Raw genomic sequence first — 23505 nt, 5'->3', positions numbered from 1 at the left:
ATCAAGCGCGAGAAGGGCGTTTGGTGGATGCCTTGGCAGTAAGAGGCGATGAAGGACGTGATACTCTGCGATAAGCCATGGGGAGCTGAGAATAAGCTTTGATCCATGGATCTCCGAATGGGGAAACCCACCTGAATGTTTGTTGTAATTACCTTGGTAATTTACAACGGGCATAACCAGGGACTTATTACCTGAATACATAGGGTTTTAAGAGCGAACCCGGGGAACTGAAACATCTAAGTACCCGGAGGAAAGGAAATCAATATGATACTCCGCTAGTAGTGGCGAGCGAACGCGGACCAGCCGAGCCTTGAGAGTGAGTAGAATGGTCTGGAATGTCCAGCAATATGGGTGATAGCCCCGTATACGAAGCTCAACGGGACGTATTAAGTAGGGCGGGACACGTGAAATCCTGTCTGAAGATCGGAGGACCACCTTCGAAGGCTAAGTACTCCTTACTGACCGATAGCGAACCAGTACCGTGAGGGAAAGGTGAAAAGCACCCCGACGAGGGGAGTGAAACAGTTTCTGAAACCGGACGCCTACAAGCAGTCGGAGGAGCCTCGAGCTCTGACGGCGTACCTTTTGTATAATGGGTCAACGACTTGGTCTTACGAGCAAGCTTAAGCCGATAGGTGTAGGCGCAGCGAAAGCGAGTCTTAAAAGGGCGACGAGTTCGTGGGATCAGACCCGAAACCGAGTGATCTAGCCATGTGCAGGATGAAGGTTGGGTAACACCAACTGGAGGTCCGAACCGACACCCGTTGAAAAGGGTCCGGATGACGTGTGGCTAGGGGTGAAAGGCCAATCAAACTCGGAGATAGCTGGTTCTCCGCGAAAGCTATTTAGGTAGCGCGTCGATTGTATTCTCCCGGGGGTAGAGCACTGCATGGATGATGGGGGCCCACAGCCTTACTGAGTCTAAGCAAACTCCGAATACCGGGAAGAACTGATCGGCAGACACACGGCGGGTGCTAACGTCCGTCGTGGAGAGGGAAACAACCCTGACCAACAGCTAAGGCCCCCAATTCGTGGCTAAGTGGGAAAGCATGTGGGACTTCCAAAACAACCAGGAGGTTGGCTTAGAAGCAGCCATCCTTTAAAGATAGCGTAACAGCTCACTGGTCTAGTCAAGAGGTCCTGCGGCGAAGATGTAACGGGGCTCAAGCCACGAGCCGAAGCTTTGGATGCACTGTGAAGTGCGTGGTAGCGGAGCGTTCTGTGATATAGAACGCTGCCTCCTTAGTATCCTCGGATACATTGGAGGCAATGTTCTGACTGTGAAGCCGGGCTGTAAGGCATCCGGTGGAGTGATCAGAAGTGAGAATGTTGACATGAGTAGCGACAAACAGGGTGAGAGACCCTGTCGCCGAAAGTCCAAGGGTTCCTGCTTAAAGCTAATCTGAGCAGGGTAAGCCGGCCCCTAAGGCGAGGCCGAAAGGCGTAGTCGATGGGAACCAGGTTAATATTCCTGGGCCGTGAGATGGTGACGGATCTGAACCGTTGTTCACACTTATCGGATTGTGTGGGCAGCCTACAGGTCCCTGGAAATAGCCTCTCTATAAGACCGTACCCGAAACCGACACAGGTGGACTGGTAGAGAATACCAAGGCGCTTGAGAGAACCACGTTTAAGGAACTCGGCAAAATGCCTCCGTAAGTTCGCGAGAAGGAGGCCCCATCGCTAGGCAACTGGTGGTGGGGGGCACAAACTAGGGGGTGGCGACTGTTTACTTAAAACACAGGGCTGTGCGAAGCCGTAAGGCGACGTATACAGTCTGACGCCTGCCCGGTGCCGGAAGGTTAAAAGGAGGGGTGCAAGCTCTGAATTGAAGCCCCGGTAAACGGCGGCCGTAACTATAACGGTCCTAAGGTAGCGAAATTCCTTGTCGGGTAAGTTCCGACCTGCACGAATGGCGTAACGATCTCCCCGCTGTCTCAAACGTGGACTCAGCGAAATTGAACTGTGTGTCAAGATGCACACTACCCGCGGTTAGACGGAAAGACCCCATGAACCTTTACTACAGCTTCACACTGGCATCAGGATTGTGATGTGCAGGATAGGTGGTAGCCTTTGAAACCAGAACGCCAGTTCCGGTGGAGGCATCCTTGAGATACCACCCTTCGCACTCTTGATGTCTAACCGCGGTCCGTTATCCGGATCCGGGACCCTGTGTGGCGGGTAGTTTGACTGGGGCGGTCGCCTCCCAAAGAGTAACGGAGGCGCGCGAAGGTGGGCTCAGACCGGTCGGAAATCGGTCGTTGAGTGCAATGGCAAAAGCCTGCCTGACTGCGAGACTGACAAGTCGAGCAGAGACGAAAGTCGGCCATAGTGATCCGGTGGTCCCAAGTGGGAGGGCCATCGCTCAACGGATAAAAGGTACTCTGGGGATAACAGGCTGATGGTGCCCAAGAGTCCATATCGACGGCACCGTTTGGCACCTCGATGTCGGCTCATCTCATCCTGGGGCTGGAGCAGGTCCCAAGGGTACGGCTGTTCGCCGTTTAAAGAGGTACGTGAGCTGGGTTTAGAACGTCGTGAGACAGTTCGGTCCCTATCTGCCGTGGGTGTAGGATACTTGAGAAGAGTTGCCCCTAGTACGAGAGGACCGGGGTGAACGGACCACTGGTGGACCAGTTATCGTGCCAACGGTAGTGCTGGGTAGCTATGTCCGGACAGGATAACCGCTGAAAGCATCTAAGCGGGAAGCCCCCTTCAAAACTAGGTATCCCTTGAGGGCCGTGGAAGACCACCACGTCGATAGGCTGGAGATGTAAGTGCAGCAATGCATTCAGTTGACCAGTACTAATTGCCCGATTGGCTTGATTTGATCCAGTAGTAGACAGACACTCCTACAGATCAAAATCATGCATACAACTTGACTTGCACGCTCTTTATTCGGTTTGGTGGTCATAGCGCTGGCTATACACCCGGTCCCATTCCGAACCCGGCCGTTAAGGGCCAACACGCCAATGGTACTGCGTCTCAAGACGTGGGAGAGTAGGTCACCGCCAAACCTAATAAAGAGCGTCATTCATCTCTATAACGATAACACCCCCCCAAATCAGACACAAAATAACGCGGGATGGAGCAGCCCGGTAGCTCGTCAGGCTCATAACCTGAAGGTCGTAGGTTCAAATCCTACTCCCGCAACCAGCTTTAGCGAACGAGAGTTCGATACATAGCCCGCCTCTTCGGCGGGCTTTGCTTTTTAAGCATCTCCAACAGCTTGCCCGATACGTCCAGCTCATGCTGCTGCTGATCTTCGTGCCAAGTGACAACAACGCGGTCGATCAAGCCATGCAGTTCATCCGCCGCAGGCCCCGAATCCTACCTGCCAGAATTTCGGCGAAGAGATGTTCAAACCGTCCAGCCCCACGCTGACTGGCATAGGAGATCGGATGCAGGCCTCTCACGTCCGAGACAATTTTGTCTGGCAATGCGCTGATCTTCGCGAGAATACCGTCGAGATGCAGTCGCCCGAAGACGACGTAGCGAACAGAGCCGCGGGCCGTTCGCGGAATAAGCGGTTGCACCACACCCTCGCGATAGAGGACTTCGACCTGCCAATTTGTGGCTCCGAGATATTCGGGCACATCGCGAAGCGGGATCGCGGTCTGGAACGCTTTGATCAAGGGGACCGTGGTCGAAGCTTCGAACACCATGTTTGCGCCTTCGACCTCTGTCGCGCCAGCAGGGATCTCGCCAAGCTTTCTAAGGAGGCGGGACAGGCGCGGGCGTTCGATCCCGACCTCGGCCGATAGACTGTAAAGCGTGTGATACCGACGTTCATTGATTTCGATCCCGAGAACCTTACTGCCGGGTTCAACCGCTGAGTGCTTGACGATATGATCGCGTAGGAGGTCGCGGATTGGACCAGGATCAATAGAATTGCTGCGGCGATCCAGCCAGTCGAAAAGAGCACCGTAATGCGCCAGTGGGCCCGCCTGGACGGCGCTAGCGGGCGAGGCTTGACGAATGGTGTCCAGCGCCTCCACCACAGCATCCGAGCCTTCACTATAGATGGAAAAGCCGATATCGGTCGCCTCTTCTGTTTCTGCAGGAGACAGTTTGCTCAGCTTGACCTTGTGGCCATGCTGCAAAACCGCGCCAATCATCTCTGACGCGGCCAGGATTTGCTCGAGCGTCTGGTCCGCGAGCCAGGGTGTCTCTTCGCTGCGGGTATTCTCCACGCGTTGCCGCAGCCAGTCGAGGTAAGCCGGCTGCTCTGCGGCGGCATATGCAGGTTCGGCGAGAAATGTGTCATTCATGGCGACACGAAGGCAGCTTGCGGCGGCATTGCCCGTGGCACTCAGCCACAACCCATGCCGATCGCAGCGCTGAACGTGACGAAAGCCCCAGAGCAGGCGGAACCTCCAATCCGTCGGCCCGCCATCGCCGGCAAGGCAGGCGGGGCAATAGCGTTTGGCCTGCGGCAGCAGGAAGGATTTCGAGGTCGCTTCGCCACGGAATTCACCGCTACGCTGGAACACGCGGATGGCATTGCGCCGGATTTCCTCAACGGGGTGACCGATGGCCTCCGCGAACCCCATCACAGCTTCCTCGCGCCCAGAGACGAAATGTTCGTGGTGGATCCGGTTGTCACGCAAGATCCGCTCCATACCGCGACCGGTATGGAACATGGACAGACGGTCAGCATAGGAGGTCAGTGTTTCCTGCGGATCGAAGGGAAAAGTCGGCCAAAGCATAGTCACTGCCCCCACCCGATGGCCTCAAGCTCGCGCCGAACGTCCTGCCAGTTTCCCGAATGAAACGGCGTCATACCGATGCATTTGGCGCTTTTGCGGTACACCGCCTCTGCCCGGGACAGGGACAGCTCCGTACGCTTACGGGTCACAGCATCTTTCAGGATCAGTTTGCCGAGCGCGACACTTCGTCCGATCTGGCCATGCCTGGCGAACATGATGCGCTCGGCCATGGCGCTGCCTTCCGGCACGACCAGACCGAGCGTCTTGGCCGAGTGGGTAAAGTTATTCATGAAGTTCGACGCTGCCTTGCTGCCGGGCTGGATGTCGCCAAGAGAGAACTCCTGAAAACGACGCGCGGTCTCTCCCGAAACTTCGGAGAGGATGTCATCGCGCAAGCTGGGAACCCCCGCAATCACCAGAGCGACACCTCCTGCCGACTGCATGATATGCTTCAGAGACTGGATTGCACCTGCGACATCGCGTCCCGCTCCCCGCCGAAAGATGTGGTGACATTCGTCGATGATAATCAGCCGGATACCGAATTTGGTCAACCGGTGCATGACCATCTCCCACGCATCGGCAGAGCGGAGTTTGGCATCGACACGGTGATACCCCGTCCTTGCCAGAATCAGCTCGGCAAGCTTCTTGATCGTCGCCTCGGGGGGAACGGTGATGTAGAGGGTGTTCCCCCCCTGTCCTTCGATTGCCTCGGTCAGAACAGGGTCCACCCGCAGCATCCGTTTCAGGAGCGCCGTCTTTCCGTCCCCGGAGCGGCCCAACACCATGAGGCCGCTGCTTTCGCCGGTCAACGGATCGACTCGCGGCTGCGCGGTCATTGCGCCATCATCGTCGGTTTCGAAGAGATCAAAAATGTAATCCTCCAGATCCTCCTCCCAGCCGAAGCGCCAGTAGCGCGCATCCAGCCATGTGGTCTGCTCAGTGATCGTGGTCGGGATTGCGGGTGCGTTCTGTGTGGTCATTGTAGTCACTCCATAGTGTGGTTATCGGTTGTGTGCTCGTCGTAATCGACGGCTGTGGTGTCTTGGATCTGATCCGAGGTTTCGCTGAGCACCGTGCCATCGAGGTCACCCATCAGGTCACGATACTCGCCCGCTTTATGGCGACGCTCCGCAGTATCCGCGTGGCGCATGAACCTTTGGGATTCGTATGCGAGATCGTCTGCGGTTTTAGGCAAGGAGATCAGGCCAGTCAGGCGCTTCAGGCGATAGGATTCCCGATTGGCTGCATTGATCCAGTCCCGACGGGCGCGCTGTTCCGCGTCGATGGCATCCTGATCCGCGTCATCGGCCGCCGCCCGTTCAGCTAGCTCGGCCAACATCTCCAGCTCGCTCTTGCCGATCCAGCGCTCATCACAGGCCGGCACGGTCGTCCAGGGGCCAATGCCAGAACGTACGGAGATGGTGCCAATGTCACCGTCCCAGCGCAGTGTTTCGAGGTCTTCAACCTTTTCATTGAGATACATGTGCATAAGGGCATCAGACTGGTAGTCGATATTACAGACCCGTACGCCTTTACGTGTAAGCTTGCGGCGCGCACGGACCCCAAAGGCCTCGCGCATCTCGTCACTCGTCAGCGATCTTGGCGCGCATTCCTTGCTGCTCTTCGCCCAAGCCGTTGCGGGCGACATACCGAGCGCCGAATGCACCTTGGTGTGATAGGCATCGACCACCCAACGCACGAGCCAGCACAGGAAGGCCTCCAATGTGAGGGTCGCGCGGGCCGCGCCATCATTCTCGCCACGCTCGACAACATTGCTGAAGGTTCGACCGGAAACAGGCTTCGATTACGCGGGCCATGCGGTGCGAATGACGAATTCCTCCTCGCAGCAACCGCCCAGAACGTCCGCTCCGGGCCAGATGCGCCTCAAGCTTCGTTAAACTATGCTGGTCAATGAACCCACATCGGAACAGCTGATGAGCTACGCAGGGTGGGCAGTCTTCCCAGCCTTTCTCTTTCTGGGCTTGAGCTGTGGTTTTCGCAACTCGGAAAGTGGCAGAGTGCGGCAGCTTGGGGATTTGAGACGGAAGGCACGTGATTCCATGGTGTTCTCCGCCGGAATCGCCTCGAAGACACCTATGAAACGATAGAGCGTGCGATTCAAGTCATCCCGAGACTTTGCAAAAATCACTCTGTCGCCATCCGAGGCGATATAACCTGGATTGTTCTTCTCTGAGGCCTCTGTAACTCTCTGTCCATCTGGGGAGAGCTTGTTGGTCCAGCGAGGGTTGCCGCCCTCATCAAGGCCTGGGAACCAGACCATGCATGGCGCACGCAATCCAAGCTGCTCTGAGATCGCCTCCGGCATGATCCAAGCGCCGCGCTGATAAGTCCCTCCGGCGTAGCCAAAGAGGCGCATCGCATCGTCATGTCGCGTGAAGCCCGCATGCGGACCGATGCGGATTTCCTCGTCGCGCATAAAAGTTTCAGGCCGGAAACGCCCCTCATAATCCCACGGGAGCCAATTGCCGCTGGCCTCGCGTTCAGCCCTGCGCTTACGTACAAGGGAGACGAATTCGTCAACGGCCCCATGTATCGTAGCGAGGGTGATGCCATTGCCCGCGTCGATGCGGTATTCATCAATCCCAGTGCCCTCTAGGATGTCATGGCGGCGCCGGGCATCGGTTAGGATATTTTTCGGGATGCGGTGGTGATCTTCGTCTACTTCCAAGTAGAGGCCGAGCTGCGGAAAGAATAGGTCGGCAAGTGCGATGCGGTTGTCGGGTCGTCGAATGCACTGCTGGCAGACGATCTCTAGATCGAGATCGCCGATAAGGTGCCAGACCCTGTTAACCACATAATGCTCCCAGATCTTCCGTCGAATTTTCGAGAGTGAGCGCAGGATATACTGATCTTTTGAGACATACTGGCTCATGTGCTTAACTTTCGCATCCGACCTATAGTCCACGTCACTTTTGCGGCAAGTTCTACCAGAAAATCAATAGCCTGATTTACTGCGCCTGAGCTATCCGATGACGATCGCAAACCAACATCGTAATACCAGCCCGCCACTGTAACGAATGCCCGCTTTGGTGAACCCTTAGGCTATCTTCCATGCTTTGCGCCCAACTGACAGAAGAGAAAAGGCATAGGGCCAGCGACAAGGCGAAAATGACCGGAGGTCTTTCGTGATGCGCCATAGGCCAGCTCCATTGATTTTGTGAAGTTTCAAGGATTAGCTCAATATGCGCTTTCTTGGAAGCGGTCATTGGCGTCGGCAGATTGGACGGCAGTATTGTCCGCATTGCTGACGTTTACAGCGGATGTGTCGCGCAGGTTCGGCGCGACATAACACCCGTTTGAAAGCCAAAGGCAGCTTCGAGCCCTTCTTGCAAGATGCTGCAATCGATACGAACGGCGGCTATCGAATATCGATGATCTTCTGCGCTGTTCTATCAAGAGCAGATTTCAAGGTCGCTGCGAAAGCTAGCCGCTTCGGCATGGATCAGCGTGGCTGGCGTTTCGCTCGGGTGCGCAATGAGATGCCTCTCAACTAAGGCATATCCAAGGGCGTAGCCCTGCCACGCAGGATCCGTTCCGAAAAACCATGCGGCGTGGTCGTAAGCTGCATCGTCCCAAGCAACGGCTGCGTCAATTGCCGCTTGCGCGAGGGCTTTGTCATCGAGTGACGACTCCCACTTTTCAGGCGGCCCCCCATAGAGCTGTTGCGCAAAATGACCTGCCAACCCTTCGGAGACAAGGGCCTCGCCCAGCGTGCGGCCGTAACCCGGTCCGCGCCACCGAAGCACATGGTGCAATTCGTGAACAATCGTTCGCTCAAGCGGTTCGCCCAGGTTTCTTACACAGTTCGAGTTGGCGGGATCGAAGGTTAGCTGGATCATATCGGCGGTCGGAGCAAAGCCCACGTGCCCCAGATGCGGAATGACGCGGCCCGGCCAAGCCTGTACCACCACGTCAAGATCTACGGCTTCGGTAACGGTCTCTGCGCGCGCCTGCGCACGATCAATCGCAGCACGGATCGGGGACACAAGGTCGTCGAACTGACCCGAGGAGTTCGCAATGTGAATGGTCCATGTCATGAGGCCTCATGACACATTTAGCACTGGCCGGTCCAGTCTATGGAAACAGACCCTCGTTCAAACTGTAGCGAAAGTCCGCTTTGTCCGCATTGCTGACGTTTGCAGCGGATGTGTCGCGCAAGCTAGGCGCGACACATCCGTTTCGCGGTGAAGACCCGCTCCGAGCCGAATTAGCCAAACATAGCAGGCCAACCGCGGGCGCTATTGTTCCTTATCACTCGGCGTAAACACCGCTCTTCTTAAGGCATTTTGTACTGAAATGGGGGTTGCGTTATCAAACAGCCCTCCATTCCATTTCAAAGTCAGAATACCATCCGCATTCGTCTGGACTAGGTAATCCTGTAACGCGAGAACATCTTCAGTCCGGTCTTCACCAAGTCGCTTCCAAAGCTCGGGACCGATCCACATACGTCCCGAAACCGTTTCCGGAAAGCCGCGCTGATCATAGCGATACCGACCTGGGTGGTCACTTATGTCGACGATATCTTGCAGAAGCGGTGGTGGCATGCCGTTGGATATCAAAGGTAGTCCCTCAAGACTGCGTCCTGCGTGAATATAGATCAGGGGATCCTTGGCATTCTGCCACCTATCATAATCCTCATTGAAGACGCCAGACAGGACAAGCGTACCACAACCCGCGAGCGCCTCTAATAGGCTGTCTTGTATCGTACTATCTGGGCTCTCGATGAACACTCGATCCAGATTATAACGTCCGATGCTTCCAGACCCCACGCTGATCGCATTTGGCGGATATGTGAAATTTGGAGGCATGAGGTTATCAGTTTCAACACGAAGATGCCGTGATGCCATGCGCGCGGCGCGCGGCCGTAACTCTCTCGGGGTAAGCCACTTCTCGTTTTGATCTACAAATACCGCCCTCCCAGGCCGGACATGTTCCAACCAGTCACAGATCGCGGCCCAAGCCGCTGACTTATCCAAGGTGCCTTCGGCGAAAAAATAGCGTGCTTGAATACGAACCATCTAAGAATCTTTCTTTCCATTTGGCGTCAACCTTAAGACCGCGGGGAGAAGACAATCCCGTTTTCAGTTGCTGCGTAGCTGCCGTTCACACCGAGCGCGGGGCGCAACCCTAGCCTGATTTCGCGTGCGTCTCACGCACATTCCATAACATCCATTCCGCTAAGAATTGCAATTACGAAGGGAAATGCGGTTCGCTGTCGAAACCGCTTAAGCGTTCAGGGGTCGATCGCCAGCAGAACCTCTGCGTTTTTATGTAACGCTGTACAGAGGTATGTCGTCGTTCTGGTTCACAGCCGATATCCTTTGATACCGAAAGTCCTTGATTTTGGTCCGCTACGAATGTCGGCTCCCATCTTGGCTAGGTGATTGATACTCGACTGAGGCGAATGTCAGCAATCCGCCCTTCCAGCATAACATCTCGCAATCGCGGCACAGATTGGGCCGCCGCGGCGAATGACCGGAATGTCCGCATTGCCGATATCAGTGCGCTTCGCAGAGAATTTCCGGTTCGAGTCCTTATTTCCGAATGCTGCGGTTGCGATTAATGTCAGTTTTATATTTTCTTTCGTTTCGTAATATTCCTCATCAAAAAAGCAGGAGAGTATCGCTGTTCTAAGAAATTTGCAGGGAATGGCGTACTTTGGATCTAACAGAAGCAGAATGAACTATGAGTTGGTGGCAGATATTTGGCGGGCGCGGAGCAAGGGCAAAGGTCGTGAAACCTGCGGGCGACCATATCGAAAATTTTAGGGCCAAGGCTCCTGTCGATATCCGACAAATTGGCAAAATCGCAGAACTTCCAGTTTGGATTGACGTTTCGCCTGAAGTCCCCACATCGACAACTTACGACGGCCTCCTTTGGGAAATCGAACCTATGGGTGAGTATCTATATTACCTTGCCGGCGATTTTCCGAAGAATGAAAAAGGACTGCTTCGATACGGTAGCGCGAATACGATAGCAGAAGTTTACGTGAGTTTCGAAGATGATGTCGTTTCAGTTGACCGTTCAGAGATGCGAAGGTGGTCAGAAGTTGCCCTTCAAGAGGCGACTGAAAGCAGTGATTTCATCGACATGACAGTTGAAGAAATTACTACTTTTGCTCAACAAAGATCGCAGGAGGCCGGTTATGCGAGACACCTTGCGATGTTGGTCTTCAAAGACTTACAGGGTGGAATTGGATATATGGAACAGGCCGACGACTTTCTCCCCCGACCTTGGGTGCGTTTGCTTTGGAGCAAGTACACTGAAACTTCGCAAGGTTCGAGGATTACAAAGGTCATTGTCCGATCCAGCAATCCAGATCAACAATTTGGTCCGATGCATGATCTCTTCAAGACGCTTATTGATCGCTATCAGAGCATCCAAGATTATCCATTGTCCGGTGCAATCAGGATGTAGTGCGCATCCATCAGAGTTGCTCCACACTGCAAGAAACGGATACCAATATTCTAGTTAAAGCGGTCGTTCATTCAAAATGCAGCTAACGGCAGCAAGGTCCGCATTGCTGACGTTTACAGCGGATGTGTCGCGCAGGTTCGGCGCGACATAACACCCGTTTGAAAGCCAAAGGCAGCTTCGAGCCCTAAGTGGACAGTAGCAGGGTATATCGTTCGAGGTGCTTTTCGATATAGGCACTGTCGCACGCTGGGCACGCGAGACGAAGGCCTTTACCTGCCAGCATAGACTGTGCCGTGCCACATTTTTTGCACATCAAAAGACCCGGATTTGCAGAGGGAACAATGCCACCTTTCCAAGGAAAGGCAGCCTCAGGATGGTGAGCCTCAAATCGGGCAATCTCTTGCCAAGAATAAGCGTTCGAAAAGAAAGTTTTCTTTAGGTTCTGGAGAGAGTTCAACGCCTCCAGCGACCCATCGCGAGTCCCTCCCGCGTAGATAAATTCCTCCAGCCCCTTGAGCGCACCAATCGGCGAAAGGCTTTTCAAAGTGATCTTGCCTGAGAATGAAGGCCATACCGTCACCGAGCTAAGATATTTGGCAGCCTGAATTCCCTCAAGGTCAGCAATCTTGTCCGATCCGTAAATCCACAGCTTCTCAAGGTTTGGGAAGTTCTTGACCCAAGTGAGTGTACGCAACTTGCTGCAATCTTGTAGGAATAGCCGCTTTATCTGCGTGTATGTCTTGTCGCTTTCCGGCAGTCTCCCCTGCAAATGCCATCCGGTGCAAGTCGGGGCGGGCTCATCAACTGTGCTCTTGTTGGAATGAAACACGTTCGGGTCCGCATCTTTAAGGGCATCAATAGTTTGACCAATCCGACTTGCAGTATCCACCAGCTGTATCCCCAATGACCCATTTGAGCCTATCTCGACCGTGATTGGCTTGGAAGCGCCTACTTCCGTTTCGTCCCGCATTTCTGACGTTTGCAGCGGATGTGTCGCGCAGGTTCGGCGCGACATAACACCCGCCTCACCGCCGCATGACCGCTTCGAGCCCAAACTACCGTATCCCGCTGGCGCAGCATTTCGCGGGTGCAGAAGCGTCATGCCATCGAGGATGGCCCTTAAGCCGACGGTCGGCATGACGCACAGACAGCATAGCGGTTACGAAGCCCCCCGTATGTCTAAACGACGAGACCAGCCAACGTGCGCAGTCCCGAGCTTACCCCCCAAGGGCAATGCCCTGGACCGTTGCTTCAGGTGCAGCGGCTAAGGGCAAGGCGCATTGCAGCGCCAAGCTCCGCGTCGCTCACCTGCGCTGAAATTCGCACTTTATCGGCCTCGGTTAGTTTGCCCAGATCCCAAGCTTCAAGCTTGACATGGTTCTTTGGCGCTATTTCGATTTCGGCCTTATCCATGTCGAGCTCGACAGAACACATGCGCATCGCGGCAAACATCTTGCGCTTGGTCTTGTAACGACCATACGCCATAATCCTTGCTACCCAATCGTGATAATATGCCGCGCGGCTACTACTTTTGAATTCTGGCGCAATCTCGACGAATGTCGGCCATGTCATACCATCCGGTGCGAGGCTTTGAGCCACCACGCGACTGGCAGAGAGTGAATCGCGCAAGGCTACGCCGAGCGCCGCATCGTCAGTAGCAACCTCAAAAATATGTTCGTTTCCCTTCGGATCGCCAAAGGTACCGCTGCGAAGGCCAGAACGAGTTTTGATAAAATAGAAATCCTGGTTTTGCATGATTCTAGCCCAACGCCGTGTGTGTGTGATGCCGCGCATAAACAGTCTTTCACGATATAAAACTTTATGGCGTTGCCAGAGGCAGAGCGCTCCACTTCCCATCGAAAGTAGGGCGACTATCGCTGCCAAAACGCCAAACATACCTGCCTCTGAAGTGTCACCACACGGGCTAACGGGACAGCGATAATAGGCATCGGAGAAGGCCACGGCGCTCAGGAGTAGCGATGGCACGAGAATGACTAAATGGAGGCCGATTATAATAATGTCGCGGATTTTCATATTAACTCGATAGCATGGGGTGTCCGCTTTGTCCGCATTGCTGACCTTAGCGTGCCAAGCCTTGCTGCATGATGCCACGGACGGCCGGTTTGGGGAAGCTGCGCTCCAGCGGAGCCAGCTTGGCGAATGTCCGGACAGGGCCGGGAACGACAGCCGCTCAGTCCATGCTTTGCAAGAGCTTATCAATAATAAGAAAAGGGAGCCGAAGCTCCCTTTTCAAAAACAACGCCTGATGGATCCTACGCTGCGTTAACTGAGGGTTTTGCGCGTTGATCTCTATCAGAAGCTTTCACGTCTGAGAGCTGTCCCTCACGCTGGAAAAGCACAGATCGCGCACATCCTTCAATCGCATCGTGATTCACATAAAGCCCCTCAACTGCCGAGAACACGACATCATTGAGCTTCAAATCTTTGGAAAATGCATCATGCGTTTCACGTGCGATTTCCATCAGTTCGTGGTAGGAGAAGGTATTGTCCTTGAGGGCATCCTCAGCCAACAGATCGGTCCAATCTCTCGTCTCCCACATATCCGGTGTTGGCGGCAAAAACGCCCGACGCATGGCACTTGCGCCGGGGCGATATGAACCAAACCAAAGCCCATTGGGATCATATGCAGGACGGATTCCTTTAATCCGGTAAAACTCAATACCTTTCGTTGCCATCATCTCAAATAGCCTCTCGAGCCGTTCTTTGGTCCGCCCAGATAATTGAGACGAACTGCGTAGGTCATTCACTCCAACACCACGAGTGACGGCAGTTTCAGGCCAATGAGGCTGCGAAGTTTTTAGTGTGGCTTCAGGAAGCCCCGACAGATAGGACAAGCGTTCAAAGAATTGTCCTCGGTCAAACTCGACCACGTTGGGAGCGTTTGTCTTCTGCAAGTCATCGAGCAAAGCACCCTGAGTATTGAAGCCGACGGAACGGGCAAACGCCTCTGTAAGGTGCGATGACTTGAGGTTGAGCTTTCTTCCGTGGTGAAGAAGACTGCTCTTTACGGTTTTCATTTTAGAAGTGGTGATCGAAGTCACAAACATGACATAGCCTGTCGAAAAGCGCTTCACCTTGCCGATTACAGAGACGCGCATCCTGAGAGGCTGCATCATTGCAGAGTTTGTAGATTTTGACTTCTGAACACTTTAAGCCGGCAAGAACTTGGGACGTCAACCTGTCGTCAGGGTAGCGGGCGCTTCGTTAGGGAGCAAGCTACAAACCTAAGTTTTTTTCGAGATTATCACGATCTGATGTCATCGCGGCACCTCTTTAAGGACTGCAAGACCCATTGGGGCAGAATCAGAAGGGTTCGTTAACGCCGCGGTGCAGTGACGGACTCTGTCAAGAATGTTGGCTTAGGGCCGGAAGCGAAGGCGTAGTTGTCCAAGTCAGGTCGTTGAGGCGTTACATGTTCTTCGTGGCACAGTATCTTGCAGATATGGAACTCACGTACCCTATAAATCTCATTGGCTTTGCAAGCGATGTCGAGCGCGGTGACGTTCTGACGCGCGATGGCGAGTATCTCGGCGTCTGGACCTTTATCAAGGACGCAGACAACGAAACTGGTGTGCTCCACTTTGTTGCGGACGGCGAAAGTGAGCCGATGTTCGTCGAAAACGTTCCAGTTCTGAGTAGTGGAATGCGGACTGGGATGGCTATGAGCGATCTCTGCCGCTCCATCCGAGATTGGCACGAAACTTAGACCGGAAAACATCACAGGCTAAGACCGCGGTGATGAGGGTGCCGTGAAGGTCGGTTCTGGGTAGCCGCGACGCGGCTATGGCTAGTATGGCGAATGACCGCTCAGGGCCGATGCTGTTGAAAAAGTCTTTGTTGCGCTGCGGCAAGTCTTTCGTTTCACTCGACTATGAGGGGATGGGAGGATTTCGGCATGATGGGCAGGCAAGAAGCACCGGCGCAGCTGTTTTACGATTTCGATCTGGAGCGGCACGTCCCGGCCAATCACATGCTGCGCGAGATTGACCTGTTTCTGAATGGCGACTCCCTGCGCGAGGCACTGCGTCCCTTCTACAGCCACCTTGGCCGGCCTTCGATCGACCCCGAACTGATCATCCGGATGCTGGTGATCGGATATATCATGGGGTGAGAGGCGACCGTGGCCCCAGTGGGGCCGCGTAAGCGCATCGAACGTTCGGAGCGTCGGCTCTGTGACGAGGTTCACCTGAACTTGGCCTACCGCTGGTTCTGCCGGTTGGGTCTGGAAGGCAATGTCCCGGATCACTCGACCTTCTCCCGCTATCGCCACGGCAAGTTCAGGGATAGCGGTCTGCTGCGGCAGGTGTTCGAGGCAAGGGTCCTGCCGCGCGGCTGCATCTCTGCTTCGGGCTCAAACGGGTCATACTGCGGCGCAGCTTGTCTTGCGCCTGGAGGGCCGTGGCGGCCTTCGCTCCCGGCCCAATGCTGTCATTCGTTTTAGGTGCAGCGAATAACCGGTTTTGACTGGCCAATCCAGAAACCAAAATCCGCAAAGTTGAAATCGGAGATTACGCATGAAGCTGGCGGACTATTCCTTTGACAAACGCCGCGGCCGGGCGCAGGTCAGTTTTCAAGAATTATTACCACCTAGGTTGTGCCAGTGAGTTTAGGAACGGATTAGAAGGACCGTTAACATTCAATCGTCATTTGGAAGTTGCAATGCTTTCGATAATTCGGTCAAACCGCTCGTGCCAATATTTCTCTCCATAGGCTTGGCTAGCTTTTAAAGCTTGGTGCCAAGCCAAGAGATCACTCCCAAAATCCTTGCCAAGAAGAGCAACAAGGGAAGCCCGCGCTTCTTGTTGCTGTACAGCCTTGGTTCCTTCCGGGAGTGGTGTCACAAGCCATCGAGGATTAATCTGATAGCCGCAAAGCTGGACTATCCAGATTTGCGCATCCGTTAGTTTCATCGATTGAAACGCAGTTTTTAGCTGATCCGGTGTTCCGCGCATGACGCCCTCAAACCCTGCCGATTATCGCCAACCCCACGGTGGCGGGTTGGCCTCGAAAGCGGCCATCCAGTCGACCCATTCGTCGAGGTCTTCGCCGAATTCCTCGCTTGAGATCCAGTGCAGGCGGTCCAGCAGTTGCGCGCGGTTTTTTCTTTCATGGTGCAATTCGCCCTTGCCCATAAGTTCAGAGACGCGATCCACCCAGGCGAGATCATAAACCTTATCCGGGTCTTCTGGCATGATGTCATCCACAAGAAGGCGGATGATGGCGAAAGCTTCGTGGAGGTGGAGGCCGATGCGGGCAACTCTTGCATCACTGGTTTCCGCGTTCAACTCGTCCAGCATATCGAAGATCTCGTCGGTAGTTTTTCCCTGGGTGAGACGCTCGTGACGCTCGTCTCCTGCTTTCCAAAGGCGAGATATATAGTACCAGTTATCCTTCTTCATTGTCCAAGTCGCCTCCGATAGTACGAAATATATGCGTTAGAATCCTCAATGAGCTCATCATATAGTGCCTGCAGCCGTGCAGCTTCGCTTGATGACCCATACTTGTGTTCAGCCGAGATGCGTGGCTTGATAATTTTTTCCGTCCACGCTCTGGCCATTGTCTCGACGCGTATTTCTTCTCGAAGATATGCCGTGGTACCATTGGCATATTTTGTCCAGTACTCCTTTGCATTGCCCCTACCAGAGGTTATCCATGCCTTGGCTCGCTGGGCGTGCGTAAGTTCATGGCAAACTTCGTTCATCGCAATAAACTCGTTATATCCCCCACGGCCCAAATTTCGCGGAGTGCCGATTGTGGAGGTAATTCTCAGTTCGCGCGAGGCATTAAAGCTACTGGTTTCGCCCCCAAAGGTCACCTTCGAGATCAATGAGGCTTTGTCACGCGGTCGCAGTCCCATATGAGCATAAACACGGTCCACAAGTTTTTGGGCGTCTGCTGCGGATTTGACGCCATTTGGCAGGTGTAAGAAACCTGCCTCATGGGCTGCAAGGGCGGCGCGGCGTTCCTGGACTGCGATCTTTTCGGCCGTATTCATCCGCAGGCGCAGACGGGTCAGGCTTTCCCAATGCGGGGCGACGATGCGGCCCACGCCTTGGATATTCATAGCGATCCGCCCGGACGGCAGGGCCGCATAATGCGCGATGAATTGGCCGAAGCGCGCGCCCTTCACGCCGACGATGGCGGTGCGGGCCGACGCCAGCGTGCGTTTGGATACCTCGGCGATGAAGTCAAGCTGCCGCGCGGCTTGCCCCACACGCCCGGCCTGCATCGCTTTGCCAGCATAGCCCAGAACGCCCGCGCCGCCCAAGCTCAGCCCCAGCATCGCAAAGGACCAATAGCGATTGAACGCGGCTTGATCATTTTGTTCAAGCACGCCGAATTTGTTCATCATGGCATAGGTGGCGTCACCCAGCCAGCCGGTGCTATGGGCGGCTTCATTTGGCGTGCGCCACATGTCGATGCCCTGCGTGATCGCCTCAAAGCCTGCGAGGGACAAAGCGCCGCCCGCCACCGTTCCCCAGCCCAGCGTGCCCGCCGTCAACGCCACGCCGCCGATAAATTCCGCCGCGCCAAAGACGATATTCATCCCGCCCCAGGCGATGCGCGAACTCCAGTTGTCGGAAAATTCTTCGTCGGCGCTCGCCCCCGGAATGCCGGATCGCGCCATCCAATCGCCCATCACCGCATTCAGCCAATCCGCGCCCTCGGCATTGGTGGGCATCCGGTTGATGTAATCCTCGTCATCGCCAAGGAAGAAGTTGTTTACATCAATGTTTCGGTTGATGCGGGTGCTGAGGTAAATCGTGCCATTCGCAATATGCCAGTGTCGCATGGCATCCAGCTTGCGCTGCTCACTGGCATAGGTGTCGCGCATCTTGTTCAGAAGCGCGTAATCTTCATTGGTCGCAACCGAACGTGTCTGCTTGCGAACCAACGCGCCGTAATTATCAAGCCATTTTTCTAGCGCGGCTTCGGCGGCGGTCGGGTTTTCCTCGAAAACAACCTTATAGCCTTGGGTTTCGATCAGGATGCTCAGAAGCTGGGCGCGTTCAGGGTATTTGCGCGCAAAGCAATCCATCAGCCCGTCAAGCGTCAGATAGGCGCCGTCATAGATGACTGGAAACACCTCATCCGACAGCGGATAGCTGTCGACATTGGCAAGGTCCAGATCAAGCTGGCTGTCTGCCGCCGATCCGACAAAAAGCCGATCCATCGCCACATTGCCGATTTTCTGCGGGATGAAAACACCTTCACCGGGGCAGGTGCCGCCTTTCGTGCAATCATCATGGGGCAAGTAAAACTCAGACTCGGTGGCCATGGAAATTCCTAATATTATTGCCGAAAAGCGCCCTCATCTCGCGCGAGATCGCGATGAAGCGGGCCTCTGCGTCGGATGTCGTTGCGGAAATTTCTTGCTGAATGCGTGGAGAGGCCGTCTCAAAATCTCGGTTTAGCGCAAGCGTCCAATAGACAAAGCTGCCCAAGTGATAGCGGCTTTTGAAACCATGGGCGTGAAAATGCAGCGCCACACGGGCCGCCGTGTCATGGGCTTTGTGCCGCGTTTCAGGGCGAAGGGTCTGCCCCGCGAAGAAACTATCGGCAAAGCGATGCGCGTGGTTGCGCAGCGCCAGAAAGCGCAGCACGGGCATGTCAAATTCGGTGCGGGGGCGGGTGTTGTGCCCACTGATACGGGTTGCCGTGCTGATCACGGCGTGGTCATTACCGGCATGGATGTAGGATCGCACCAAGGGCCTTGACGGATCTTGCGCATCTAAACCAAAGATCGGGCGCAGATCACATTCCGCGCGGCCATCGGCATAGCGCAGATAGTCTATAAGACTGCCGTTGTCCCAAAACCGAAAGTAAAACCAGTTTCCAGCCTCATCGCATATGCGGGTGAATTTACGCAGATGTTGCCATAGCTGATCGAAGCTTGCGCTTGAGCGCAGATACAAGCCGGGCTGGCGATCCCACAAATGCCACGGCGCGTTTGACCGGGTGAACAGGCCAGTCGTGAATTTGTTGCCGTCTTCCAGCCGCACCAGCCAAGGCGCAACCTCGCTGAGTGCCTCTGCCGTTTCCCCTTTGAACAAGCAGCGATGTTCAAGACCGGACGTCGCCAGCATTGGACTTGCATCACTTCCGTTCCGGTTTTCTGCGAGCAATGCTCGCCATGAAGGAGACCAGATATGGCACCCAAACACAGTGAAGATTTCAAGCGAGAAGCGGTTCGGATCGCGATGCACAGCGGCCTGACGCGGCGACAGGTGGCCTCAGATCTTGGCGTCGGATTTTCGACCCTTGGCAAGTGGATCCGGGATTACTCGATCGATCCGACTGCCGGCGAGGACACGGAACTGCGCCGCGAGAACGAGCGCTTGCGCAAAGAGAACCGTATTCTGCGGGAGGAGAGGGAGGTGTTAAAAAAAGCGGCAATCTTCTTCTCAGGCCAAAAGCAATGAGATTTCAATTCATTGCGGAGTATCGCGGAGATCTTTCACAAGCCCATTTGTGCCGCATGATGCAGGTTTCGGACCGTGGGCTCCGGGCATGGCGTCACAGGCCGCCATCGCTACGCCAGCGCCGCGACATGATCCTATTGGCGCATATTCGCGAGCAGCACCGGCTCAGCTTGGGTAAGCACTTCTCCGCCCTCCGCTGATCCCTGAGAGACACTCGCTTTTCGTCGCGCTTTCTGATTTACAAGCCAAGACAACAAATAGTACGGGCGCCCATTGGGCGCCCTATATCTTGATCAAAGATCAGCTTCGCGGGATCCTTGCCCCCATTTCGAGACAACTTTGCCCCGATTTACACCCTCAATGTGTCCAGTTGCCGCGGCGGTCGGAAGAGAAGTTTTCGCCATAGCCGCGATTGCGGATGTTGGCGGCGCGTTTGTGGGGTTCGGTAACGGTGTATTCCAGACCTTTGTCCTTGGCATAGGCTTCGGCCTCGGCACGGGTCTCGAAGCGCAGGCGCACCTGCGACTGGGTGTCCGAGGAGCTGGTCCAGCCCATCAGCGGATCGAGGTCGCGCGCGCCTTCATGCGTGAAGTCCAAAACCCATTGCTTGGTTTTCGCTACGCCGGATTGCATCGCGGTTTTCGCCGGTTGGTAGATACGTGCGCGCATGAACGTCCTCCGAAATACTCTGCCTTGTCTTAGCCCATCACAGCGAAATCGCAAGAGATTCCGGCCATAAATCGCGACATTCCGTCACAGGATTTCTACTGGCCGGTTCTTCGGGGCCTTGCGCAAAGGCGGGCGGGGCTATCGGAAATCGCTGCTACGGATGCCGTGTTTGGCCAGTTTATCGTAAAAAGTCTTACGGGGAAGTTGCAATCGGGCCATCGCGGCGGTGGCATTTCCGCGTTCGGCGCGCAGCGCATTGCGCAAAAGAGCGGCCTCGTATCGCGTGACCATCTCGGAAAGGGACATGTCGCCGCCGGTTTCGGGGGCGGGGCCATTTTCCAGCCCGAGGCAAAAGGTTTCGGCAAACTGTTCCAGTTCGCGCAGGTTGCCGGGCCAGTCATGCACGTCCAGATGCGCCTGATCGACTTCGGTCAGGGGGGGCGCCGTTTTCCCGCGACGTGCCGCGGCACTGGTGGCGAAATGGCGAAACAGCGGCCCGATATCCTCGCGGCGCGCCCGCAAAGGGGGGAGCGTCAGGCTGAGGCCGCTCAGCCGGTAATAGAGGTCGTCGCGGAACCGGCCTGCCGCAACCTCGGCTCCAAGATCGATACGGGTGCCCGCGATGACCCAAAGATCGACCGCACGCGCCGAGGTGGCACCGACCGGCCAGAGCTGGCCGGTTTCGATGACCTCCAGAATGCGGGCCTGCATCTCGGGGCCGAGCGCCTCGATCCCGTTGAGATAGAGCAACCCGCGCGAGGCGCTTTCGATCCGCCCGAAGCTGCGCATATGGGGGCCGGAGCCACCCACGCGCCCCAGAAATTCGGCATCGAAACGTTCGGGCGAGATCGCGGCGCAATTGACCGAGACGAAGGGGCGGGTCCGTCTTGTGCTGAGGGCATGGATATGGCGGGCAAGTCGCTCTTTGCCCACACCGGCCTCCCCCAGAAACAGGGCGTTGACGCCGGAGGCCGCCACATGTCGGGCGGCATCGCGCAGATGCCGCATGGCGGCACTTTCGCCAATCAGATCGGGGGCTTGGCCGCTTTCATCGCGGGCGGCGCGTAATTCGCGGTTTTCCAGTACCAGCCGTCTTGCGGCAAGCGCACGATGCAGCGTCGCTTCCAGTGTCGCGCGGCTGACCGGCTTGGTCAGGAAATCATAGACCCCGTCGCGCAAGGCCCCGACCGCCATTTCCACATCGCCATGTCCGGTGATCAGGATGACGGGCAGATCGGGGTCGATCTCGCGCAGCCTGCGGGCCAGTGTGATCCCGTCCATGCCGGGCATGCGCACATCCGACAGGATGACACCGGGCCAGTCCTCGGTCAGGCCCGCCAGCCCCTCGAAGGGGTCGGCAAACCCCTCGATCTCGAACCCCGCCATTTGCAGCCCTTGCCGCTGGGCGGCCAGCAGGGGGGCGTCATCCTCGATCAGGCGTATCAGGCCGTGGGTCATCGGGCCTCCCAGAGGGTAAGATCCATGCGCCAGCGCGCCCCCGTCCGGTCTGCTGCCGGATCATAGCTGAGATCGCCACCGAAATCGCGCAGGATGGATTGACAGATGACCAGACCCAGCCCCAGTCCTGTGGCCTTGGTGGTCTGGAACGGCGTGAAGGGCGCGCGTGCCACCATAGGCGCCAACCCCGGCCCGTTATCGCAGATATAGAGCGAGATCTGTGTCTCGTGGCGGACGATCTCCAGCCAGATCCGCCCATCCGACCGCCCCGAAAGCGCCTCTTGGGCATTTTGGATAAGGTTGACCAGAACCTGTTCCAGACGCACGGATTCCGCATCGATAAGCAGATCTTCCGGGATTTCGGGCGCGCTGATCCCGACGGCTTCGGTGGCGCGGCGGCTGGCCGCCAGCCTGAGCGAGGCCTGCCATGCCGCGCGCAGCGAAACCGGCTCGCGATTGCCGCGCGATTTGCGCGCAAAGCCCCGCAGGTCGGAAGTGATGGTGCCGATCCGGTGCGACATCTCCACGATCTGGCGCAGATTGTCGCGCAGCGGGTCATGCTGCTGGCCTGCGGGAACCGCATCCTGCCCGTATTCCGCCAGCAGCCGGATTGTCGAAAGCGGCTGGTTGATCTCATGTGCCACCCCGGCCGAGATCTGCCCCAGCGAGGCCAGCTTGTTGGCCTGTACCAGCGCCGCCTGCATACCCGCCAGCTGCGCTTCGGCCTCTTCGCGCTCGCGGATCTGGCGGGTCAGCGCCAGCGTGCGGGTCTCGACATCGCGTTCGAGCCGGTCGCGATATTGCGCGGCGACCCGCTGCCTGCGGCGGAACGTCCGGTGTGCAAGCCACAGCGCGGCCATCACAAGGGCGCCCCCCGCAGTGATCGCGCCTGCCAGCAGATGCGCGGGCCAAGGCGCGACATGCAGATGCAGTTGCCACCCCGAGCCGGGCACTGCCTCGGAGACAGTGACCGGCCCCCTTACGGGCGAGGGGCCGAAGCGCAGGGCAGGGTCGGAGGTCAGCGTCACCCGCCCGTCGCGGTCCGTGATCCACGCCAGATGATCGGACCCGCGCCAGCCATTTTCGAGCACATCGAAGGTCAGCTTGACCACCACCACGCCCAAAGGGGCTTGTGCCCCGCCGATCCGGCGCGACAGATACAGACCCGGCTGGTGACTGACCGAGCCAAGCGCATATTCGCGGCCCTCTCCGGTCTGCAAGGCGTCGCGGATATAGCTGCGATACCCGTAGGAGGTGCCCACAAAAGACGCCTCGTCGCGCCAGTTCGAGGCCGCCACCGCCACCCCTTGGACATTGGTGACATAGATGACGGAGGCGTTGATATCGGCATTCAGCTCCTCGAGACGTTCCGAAAGGCGTTGCCATTGCGCGGGGGTGGCATCCTGCTGTGTGCCGATAATGCCCTGATCGGTTGCCAGCACCGCGCCGACAGATTTCTGGCGTGCCAGTTCCGAGGCAATCGCCAGAACCCGCATATGGGCATCTGTGGCGGCGTCTGCGGCAAGCCTCTTGGAAAGCTGGTGGTCGGCCACCAGATATAGGGCCAGCAGACAGAGCGTGCAGCCCGCCCCAAGCAGGGCAGGCCCCCAGCGCCACCACGAAGCCGAGTCTGTCTGTGTCATGTGGCGCGTATATCCGTCATGAATGTTTCACTTTCCACATTATGTGATTTTCAACTGTGTGGAAAGCGAAACAGTTTTACGCGCCGAAAAATGTGAATTTTTATGATTTATAAAGAGTTAACAAAATTTCCGTGAAAATGGGAC

At 56.2% G+C, this 23505-nt stretch carries 18 protein-coding genes, 1 tRNA gene, 2 rRNA genes and 2 pseudogenes (1 of these 23 only partly in view); 7 read left to right on the top strand and 16 right to left on the bottom strand.

All coding sequences use genetic code 11. The features are described 5' to 3' along the window. From WDB88_RS14080 to WDB88_RS14070, 3 genes are all read left to right on the top strand, one after another. A 23S ribosomal RNA gene (locus WDB88_RS14080) occupies positions 1-2830 on the top strand; it begins 1 nt to the left of the window's first position. Between the two features lie 72 nt (positions 2831-2902). Continuing rightward, positions 2903-3017: ribosomal RNA gene (gene rrf, locus WDB88_RS14075) — 5S ribosomal RNA — on the top strand. Between the two features lie 62 nt (positions 3018-3079). Further along, positions 3080-3156, top strand: a tRNA-Met gene (locus WDB88_RS14070). Between the two features lie 137 nt (positions 3157-3293). Here the strand turns inward: WDB88_RS14070 and WDB88_RS14065 are convergent. The 6 genes from WDB88_RS14065 to WDB88_RS14040 form a co-directional block, all read right to left on the bottom strand. Continuing rightward, a complete protein-coding gene (locus WDB88_RS14065; RefSeq protein ID WP_339109760.1) occupies positions 3294-4709 on the bottom strand; it encodes a TniQ family protein in 1416 nt (471 codons plus the stop codon). A gap of 2 nt (positions 4710-4711) precedes the next feature. Beyond that, on the bottom strand, positions 4712-5689 hold the full coding sequence (locus WDB88_RS14060) for a TniB family NTP-binding protein (protein WP_339109759.1): 978 nt from the start codon (positions 5687-5689) through the stop codon (positions 4712-4714). A 5-nt stretch (positions 5690-5694) separates the two neighbouring features. Further along, positions 5695-6432, bottom strand: a complete 738-nt coding sequence (locus WDB88_RS14055) for a Mu transposase C-terminal domain-containing protein (protein ID WP_339109758.1) — start codon at positions 6430-6432, stop codon at positions 5695-5697. A 216-nt stretch (positions 6433-6648) separates the two neighbouring features. Continuing rightward, complete coding sequence (locus WDB88_RS14050; protein WP_339109757.1) at positions 6649-7602, bottom strand: AbaSI family restriction endonuclease; 954 nt, start codon at positions 7600-7602, stop codon at positions 6649-6651. 520 nt (positions 7603-8122) lie between these two features. After that, a complete protein-coding gene (locus WDB88_RS14045) occupies positions 8123-8767 on the bottom strand; it encodes a DUF2268 domain-containing putative Zn-dependent protease (RefSeq protein WP_339109756.1) in 645 nt (214 codons plus the stop codon). Positions 8768-8968: 201 nt separating this feature from the next. After that, positions 8969-9748 carry a hypothetical protein gene (locus WDB88_RS14040; RefSeq protein ID WP_339109755.1) on the bottom strand — a complete coding sequence of 260 codons (780 nt, stop codon included), beginning with the start codon at positions 9746-9748 and terminating at the stop codon, positions 8969-8971. A 667-nt stretch (positions 9749-10415) separates the two neighbouring features. On the opposite strand from WDB88_RS14040, the gene WDB88_RS14035 reads away from it, so the two are divergent. Next, positions 10416-11147 carry a hypothetical protein gene (locus WDB88_RS14035; protein WP_339109754.1) on the top strand — a complete coding sequence of 244 codons (732 nt, stop codon included), beginning with the start codon at positions 10416-10418 and terminating at the stop codon, positions 11145-11147. 184 nt (positions 11148-11331) lie between these two features. Here the strand turns inward: WDB88_RS14035 and WDB88_RS14030 are convergent, their stop codons facing one another. The 3 genes from WDB88_RS14030 to WDB88_RS14020 form a co-directional block, all read right to left on the bottom strand. After that, a complete protein-coding gene (locus tag WDB88_RS14030) occupies positions 11332-12162 on the bottom strand; it encodes a leucine-rich repeat domain-containing protein (protein WP_339109753.1) in 831 nt (276 codons plus the stop codon). Between the two features lie 236 nt (positions 12163-12398). Continuing rightward, positions 12399-13181, bottom strand: coding sequence for a contact-dependent growth inhibition system immunity protein (locus WDB88_RS14025; protein WP_339109752.1), 783 nt, complete (start codon positions 13179-13181; stop codon positions 12399-12401). Between the two features lie 239 nt (positions 13182-13420). Continuing rightward, on the bottom strand, positions 13421-14284 hold the full coding sequence (locus WDB88_RS14020) for a hypothetical protein (RefSeq protein WP_339109751.1): 864 nt from the start codon (positions 14282-14284) through the stop codon (positions 13421-13423). Positions 14285-14580: 296 nt separating this feature from the next. Between WDB88_RS14020 and WDB88_RS14015 the strand changes: the two genes are divergently transcribed. Both WDB88_RS14015 and WDB88_RS14010 read left to right on the top strand, forming a co-directional pair. After that, positions 14581-14874: a hypothetical protein gene (locus tag WDB88_RS14015; RefSeq protein ID WP_339109750.1), complete on the top strand. Its 294-nt coding sequence runs from the start codon at positions 14581-14583 to the stop codon at positions 14872-14874. A gap of 189 nt (positions 14875-15063) precedes the next feature. Next, positions 15064-15480, top strand: a pseudogene (locus WDB88_RS14010) (transposase); the annotation flags it as partial. A gap of 331 nt (positions 15481-15811) precedes the next feature. Here WDB88_RS14010 and WDB88_RS14005 read toward each other — a convergent pair. From WDB88_RS14005 to WDB88_RS13990, 4 genes are read right to left on the bottom strand one after another with little or no spacing between them, the layout of a single operon-like run. Beyond that, positions 15812-16120 (bottom strand): hypothetical protein, encoded by a 309-nt coding sequence (locus tag WDB88_RS14005; RefSeq protein ID WP_339109749.1) that lies wholly within the window; start codon positions 16118-16120, stop codon positions 15812-15814. A gap of 21 nt (positions 16121-16141) precedes the next feature. Next, positions 16142-16567: a hypothetical protein gene (locus tag WDB88_RS14000; protein WP_339109748.1), complete on the bottom strand. Its 426-nt coding sequence runs from the start codon at positions 16565-16567 to the stop codon at positions 16142-16144. After that, the gene (locus tag WDB88_RS13995; RefSeq protein WP_339109747.1) at positions 16564-18447 is read right to left on the bottom strand and encodes a hypothetical protein; all 1884 of its coding nucleotides are present in this window, start codon (positions 18445-18447) and stop codon (positions 16564-16566) included. The genes WDB88_RS14000 and WDB88_RS13995 overlap by 4 nt, the downstream gene beginning before the upstream one ends. Then, positions 18431-19255 carry a DUF4123 domain-containing protein gene (locus tag WDB88_RS13990; protein ID WP_339109746.1) on the bottom strand — a complete coding sequence of 275 codons (825 nt, stop codon included), beginning with the start codon at positions 19253-19255 and terminating at the stop codon, positions 18431-18433. The genes WDB88_RS13995 and WDB88_RS13990 overlap by 17 nt, the downstream gene beginning before the upstream one ends. 63 nt (positions 19256-19318) lie before the next feature. On the opposite strand from WDB88_RS13990, the pseudogene WDB88_RS13985 reads away from it, so the two are divergent. Next, a pseudogene (locus WDB88_RS13985) lies at positions 19319-19767 on the top strand (transposase); the annotation flags it as partial. Positions 19768-19948: 181 nt separating this feature from the next. On the opposite strand, the gene WDB88_RS13980 reads toward WDB88_RS13985, so the two are convergent. From WDB88_RS13980 to WDB88_RS13970, 3 genes are all read right to left on the bottom strand, one after another. Continuing rightward, entirely contained in the window at positions 19949-20260 is a 312-nt protein-coding gene (locus WDB88_RS13980; protein ID WP_330646866.1) for an ETC complex I subunit, read from the bottom strand. A gap of 138 nt (positions 20261-20398) precedes the next feature. After that, positions 20399-21718, bottom strand: coding sequence for a sigma-54 dependent transcriptional regulator (locus WDB88_RS13975; protein ID WP_339109745.1), 1320 nt, complete (start codon positions 21716-21718; stop codon positions 20399-20401). Then, complete coding sequence (locus WDB88_RS13970) at positions 21715-23361, bottom strand: ATP-binding protein (RefSeq protein WP_330646868.1); 1647 nt, start codon at positions 23359-23361, stop codon at positions 21715-21717. Before WDB88_RS13970 ends, WDB88_RS13975 begins: the two co-directional genes overlap by 4 nt. Positions 23362-23505 lie beyond the last annotated feature (144 nt).

This window comes from Thioclava sp. GXIMD4216 (assembly GCF_037949285.1).
Lineage (GTDB): Bacteria > Pseudomonadota > Alphaproteobacteria > Rhodobacterales > Rhodobacteraceae > Thioclava > Thioclava litoralis.
The sequence above is the reverse complement of the archived record's forward strand: the minus strand, read 5'-3'. Positions and strand labels throughout refer to the sequence as shown.

Bases quoted from the DNA above. Each gene is read 5' to 3' on its own strand.
- WDB88_RS13980 (WP_330646866.1), bottom strand. From the start codon at position 20,260: ATGCGCGCACGTATCTACCAACCGGCGAAAACCGCGATGCAATCCGGC.
- WDB88_RS14050 (WP_339109757.1), bottom strand. From the start codon at position 7,602: ATGAGCCAGTATGTCTCAAAAGATCAGTATATCCTGCGCTCACTCTCG.
- WDB88_RS14065 (WP_339109760.1), bottom strand. From the start codon at position 4,709: ATGCTTTGGCCGACTTTTCCCTTCGATCCGCAGGAAACACTGACCTCC.
- WDB88_RS14045 (WP_339109756.1), bottom strand. From the start codon at position 8,767: ATGACATGGACCATTCACATTGCGAACTCCTCGGGTCAGTTCGACGAC.
- WDB88_RS13990 (WP_339109746.1), bottom strand. From the start codon at position 19,255: ATGCTGGCGACGTCCGGTCTTGAACATCGCTGCTTGTTCAAAGGGGAA.
- WDB88_RS14030 (WP_339109753.1), bottom strand. From the start codon at position 12,162: ATGTCGCGCCGAACCTGCGCGACACATCCGCTGCAAACGTCAGAAATG.
- WDB88_RS14025 (WP_339109752.1), bottom strand. From the start codon at position 13,181: ATGAAAATCCGCGACATTATTATAATCGGCCTCCATTTAGTCATTCTC.
- WDB88_RS13995 (WP_339109747.1), bottom strand. From the start codon at position 18,447: ATGGCCACCGAGTCTGAGTTTTACTTGCCCCATGATGATTGCACGAAA.
- WDB88_RS14020 (WP_339109751.1), bottom strand. From the start codon at position 14,284: ATGATGCAGCCTCTCAGGATGCGCGTCTCTGTAATCGGCAAGGTGAAG.
- WDB88_RS14060 (WP_339109759.1), bottom strand. From the start codon at position 5,689: ATGACCACACAGAACGCACCCGCAATCCCGACCACGATCACTGAGCAG.
- WDB88_RS13975 (WP_339109745.1), bottom strand. From the start codon at position 21,718: ATGACCCACGGCCTGATACGCCTGATCGAGGATGACGCCCCCCTGCTG.
- WDB88_RS14000 (WP_339109748.1), bottom strand. From the start codon at position 16,567: ATGAAGAAGGATAACTGGTACTATATATCTCGCCTTTGGAAAGCAGGA.
- WDB88_RS14040 (WP_339109755.1), bottom strand. From the start codon at position 9,748: ATGGTTCGTATTCAAGCACGCTATTTTTTCGCCGAAGGCACCTTGGAT.
- WDB88_RS14035 (WP_339109754.1), top strand. From the start codon at position 10,416: ATGAGTTGGTGGCAGATATTTGGCGGGCGCGGAGCAAGGGCAAAGGTC.
- WDB88_RS13970 (WP_330646868.1), bottom strand. From the start codon at position 23,361: ATGACACAGACAGACTCGGCTTCGTGGTGGCGCTGGGGGCCTGCCCTG.
- WDB88_RS14015 (WP_339109750.1), top strand. From the start codon at position 14,581: ATGTTCTTCGTGGCACAGTATCTTGCAGATATGGAACTCACGTACCCT.
- WDB88_RS14005 (WP_339109749.1), bottom strand. From the start codon at position 16,120: ATGCGCGGAACACCGGATCAGCTAAAAACTGCGTTTCAATCGATGAAA.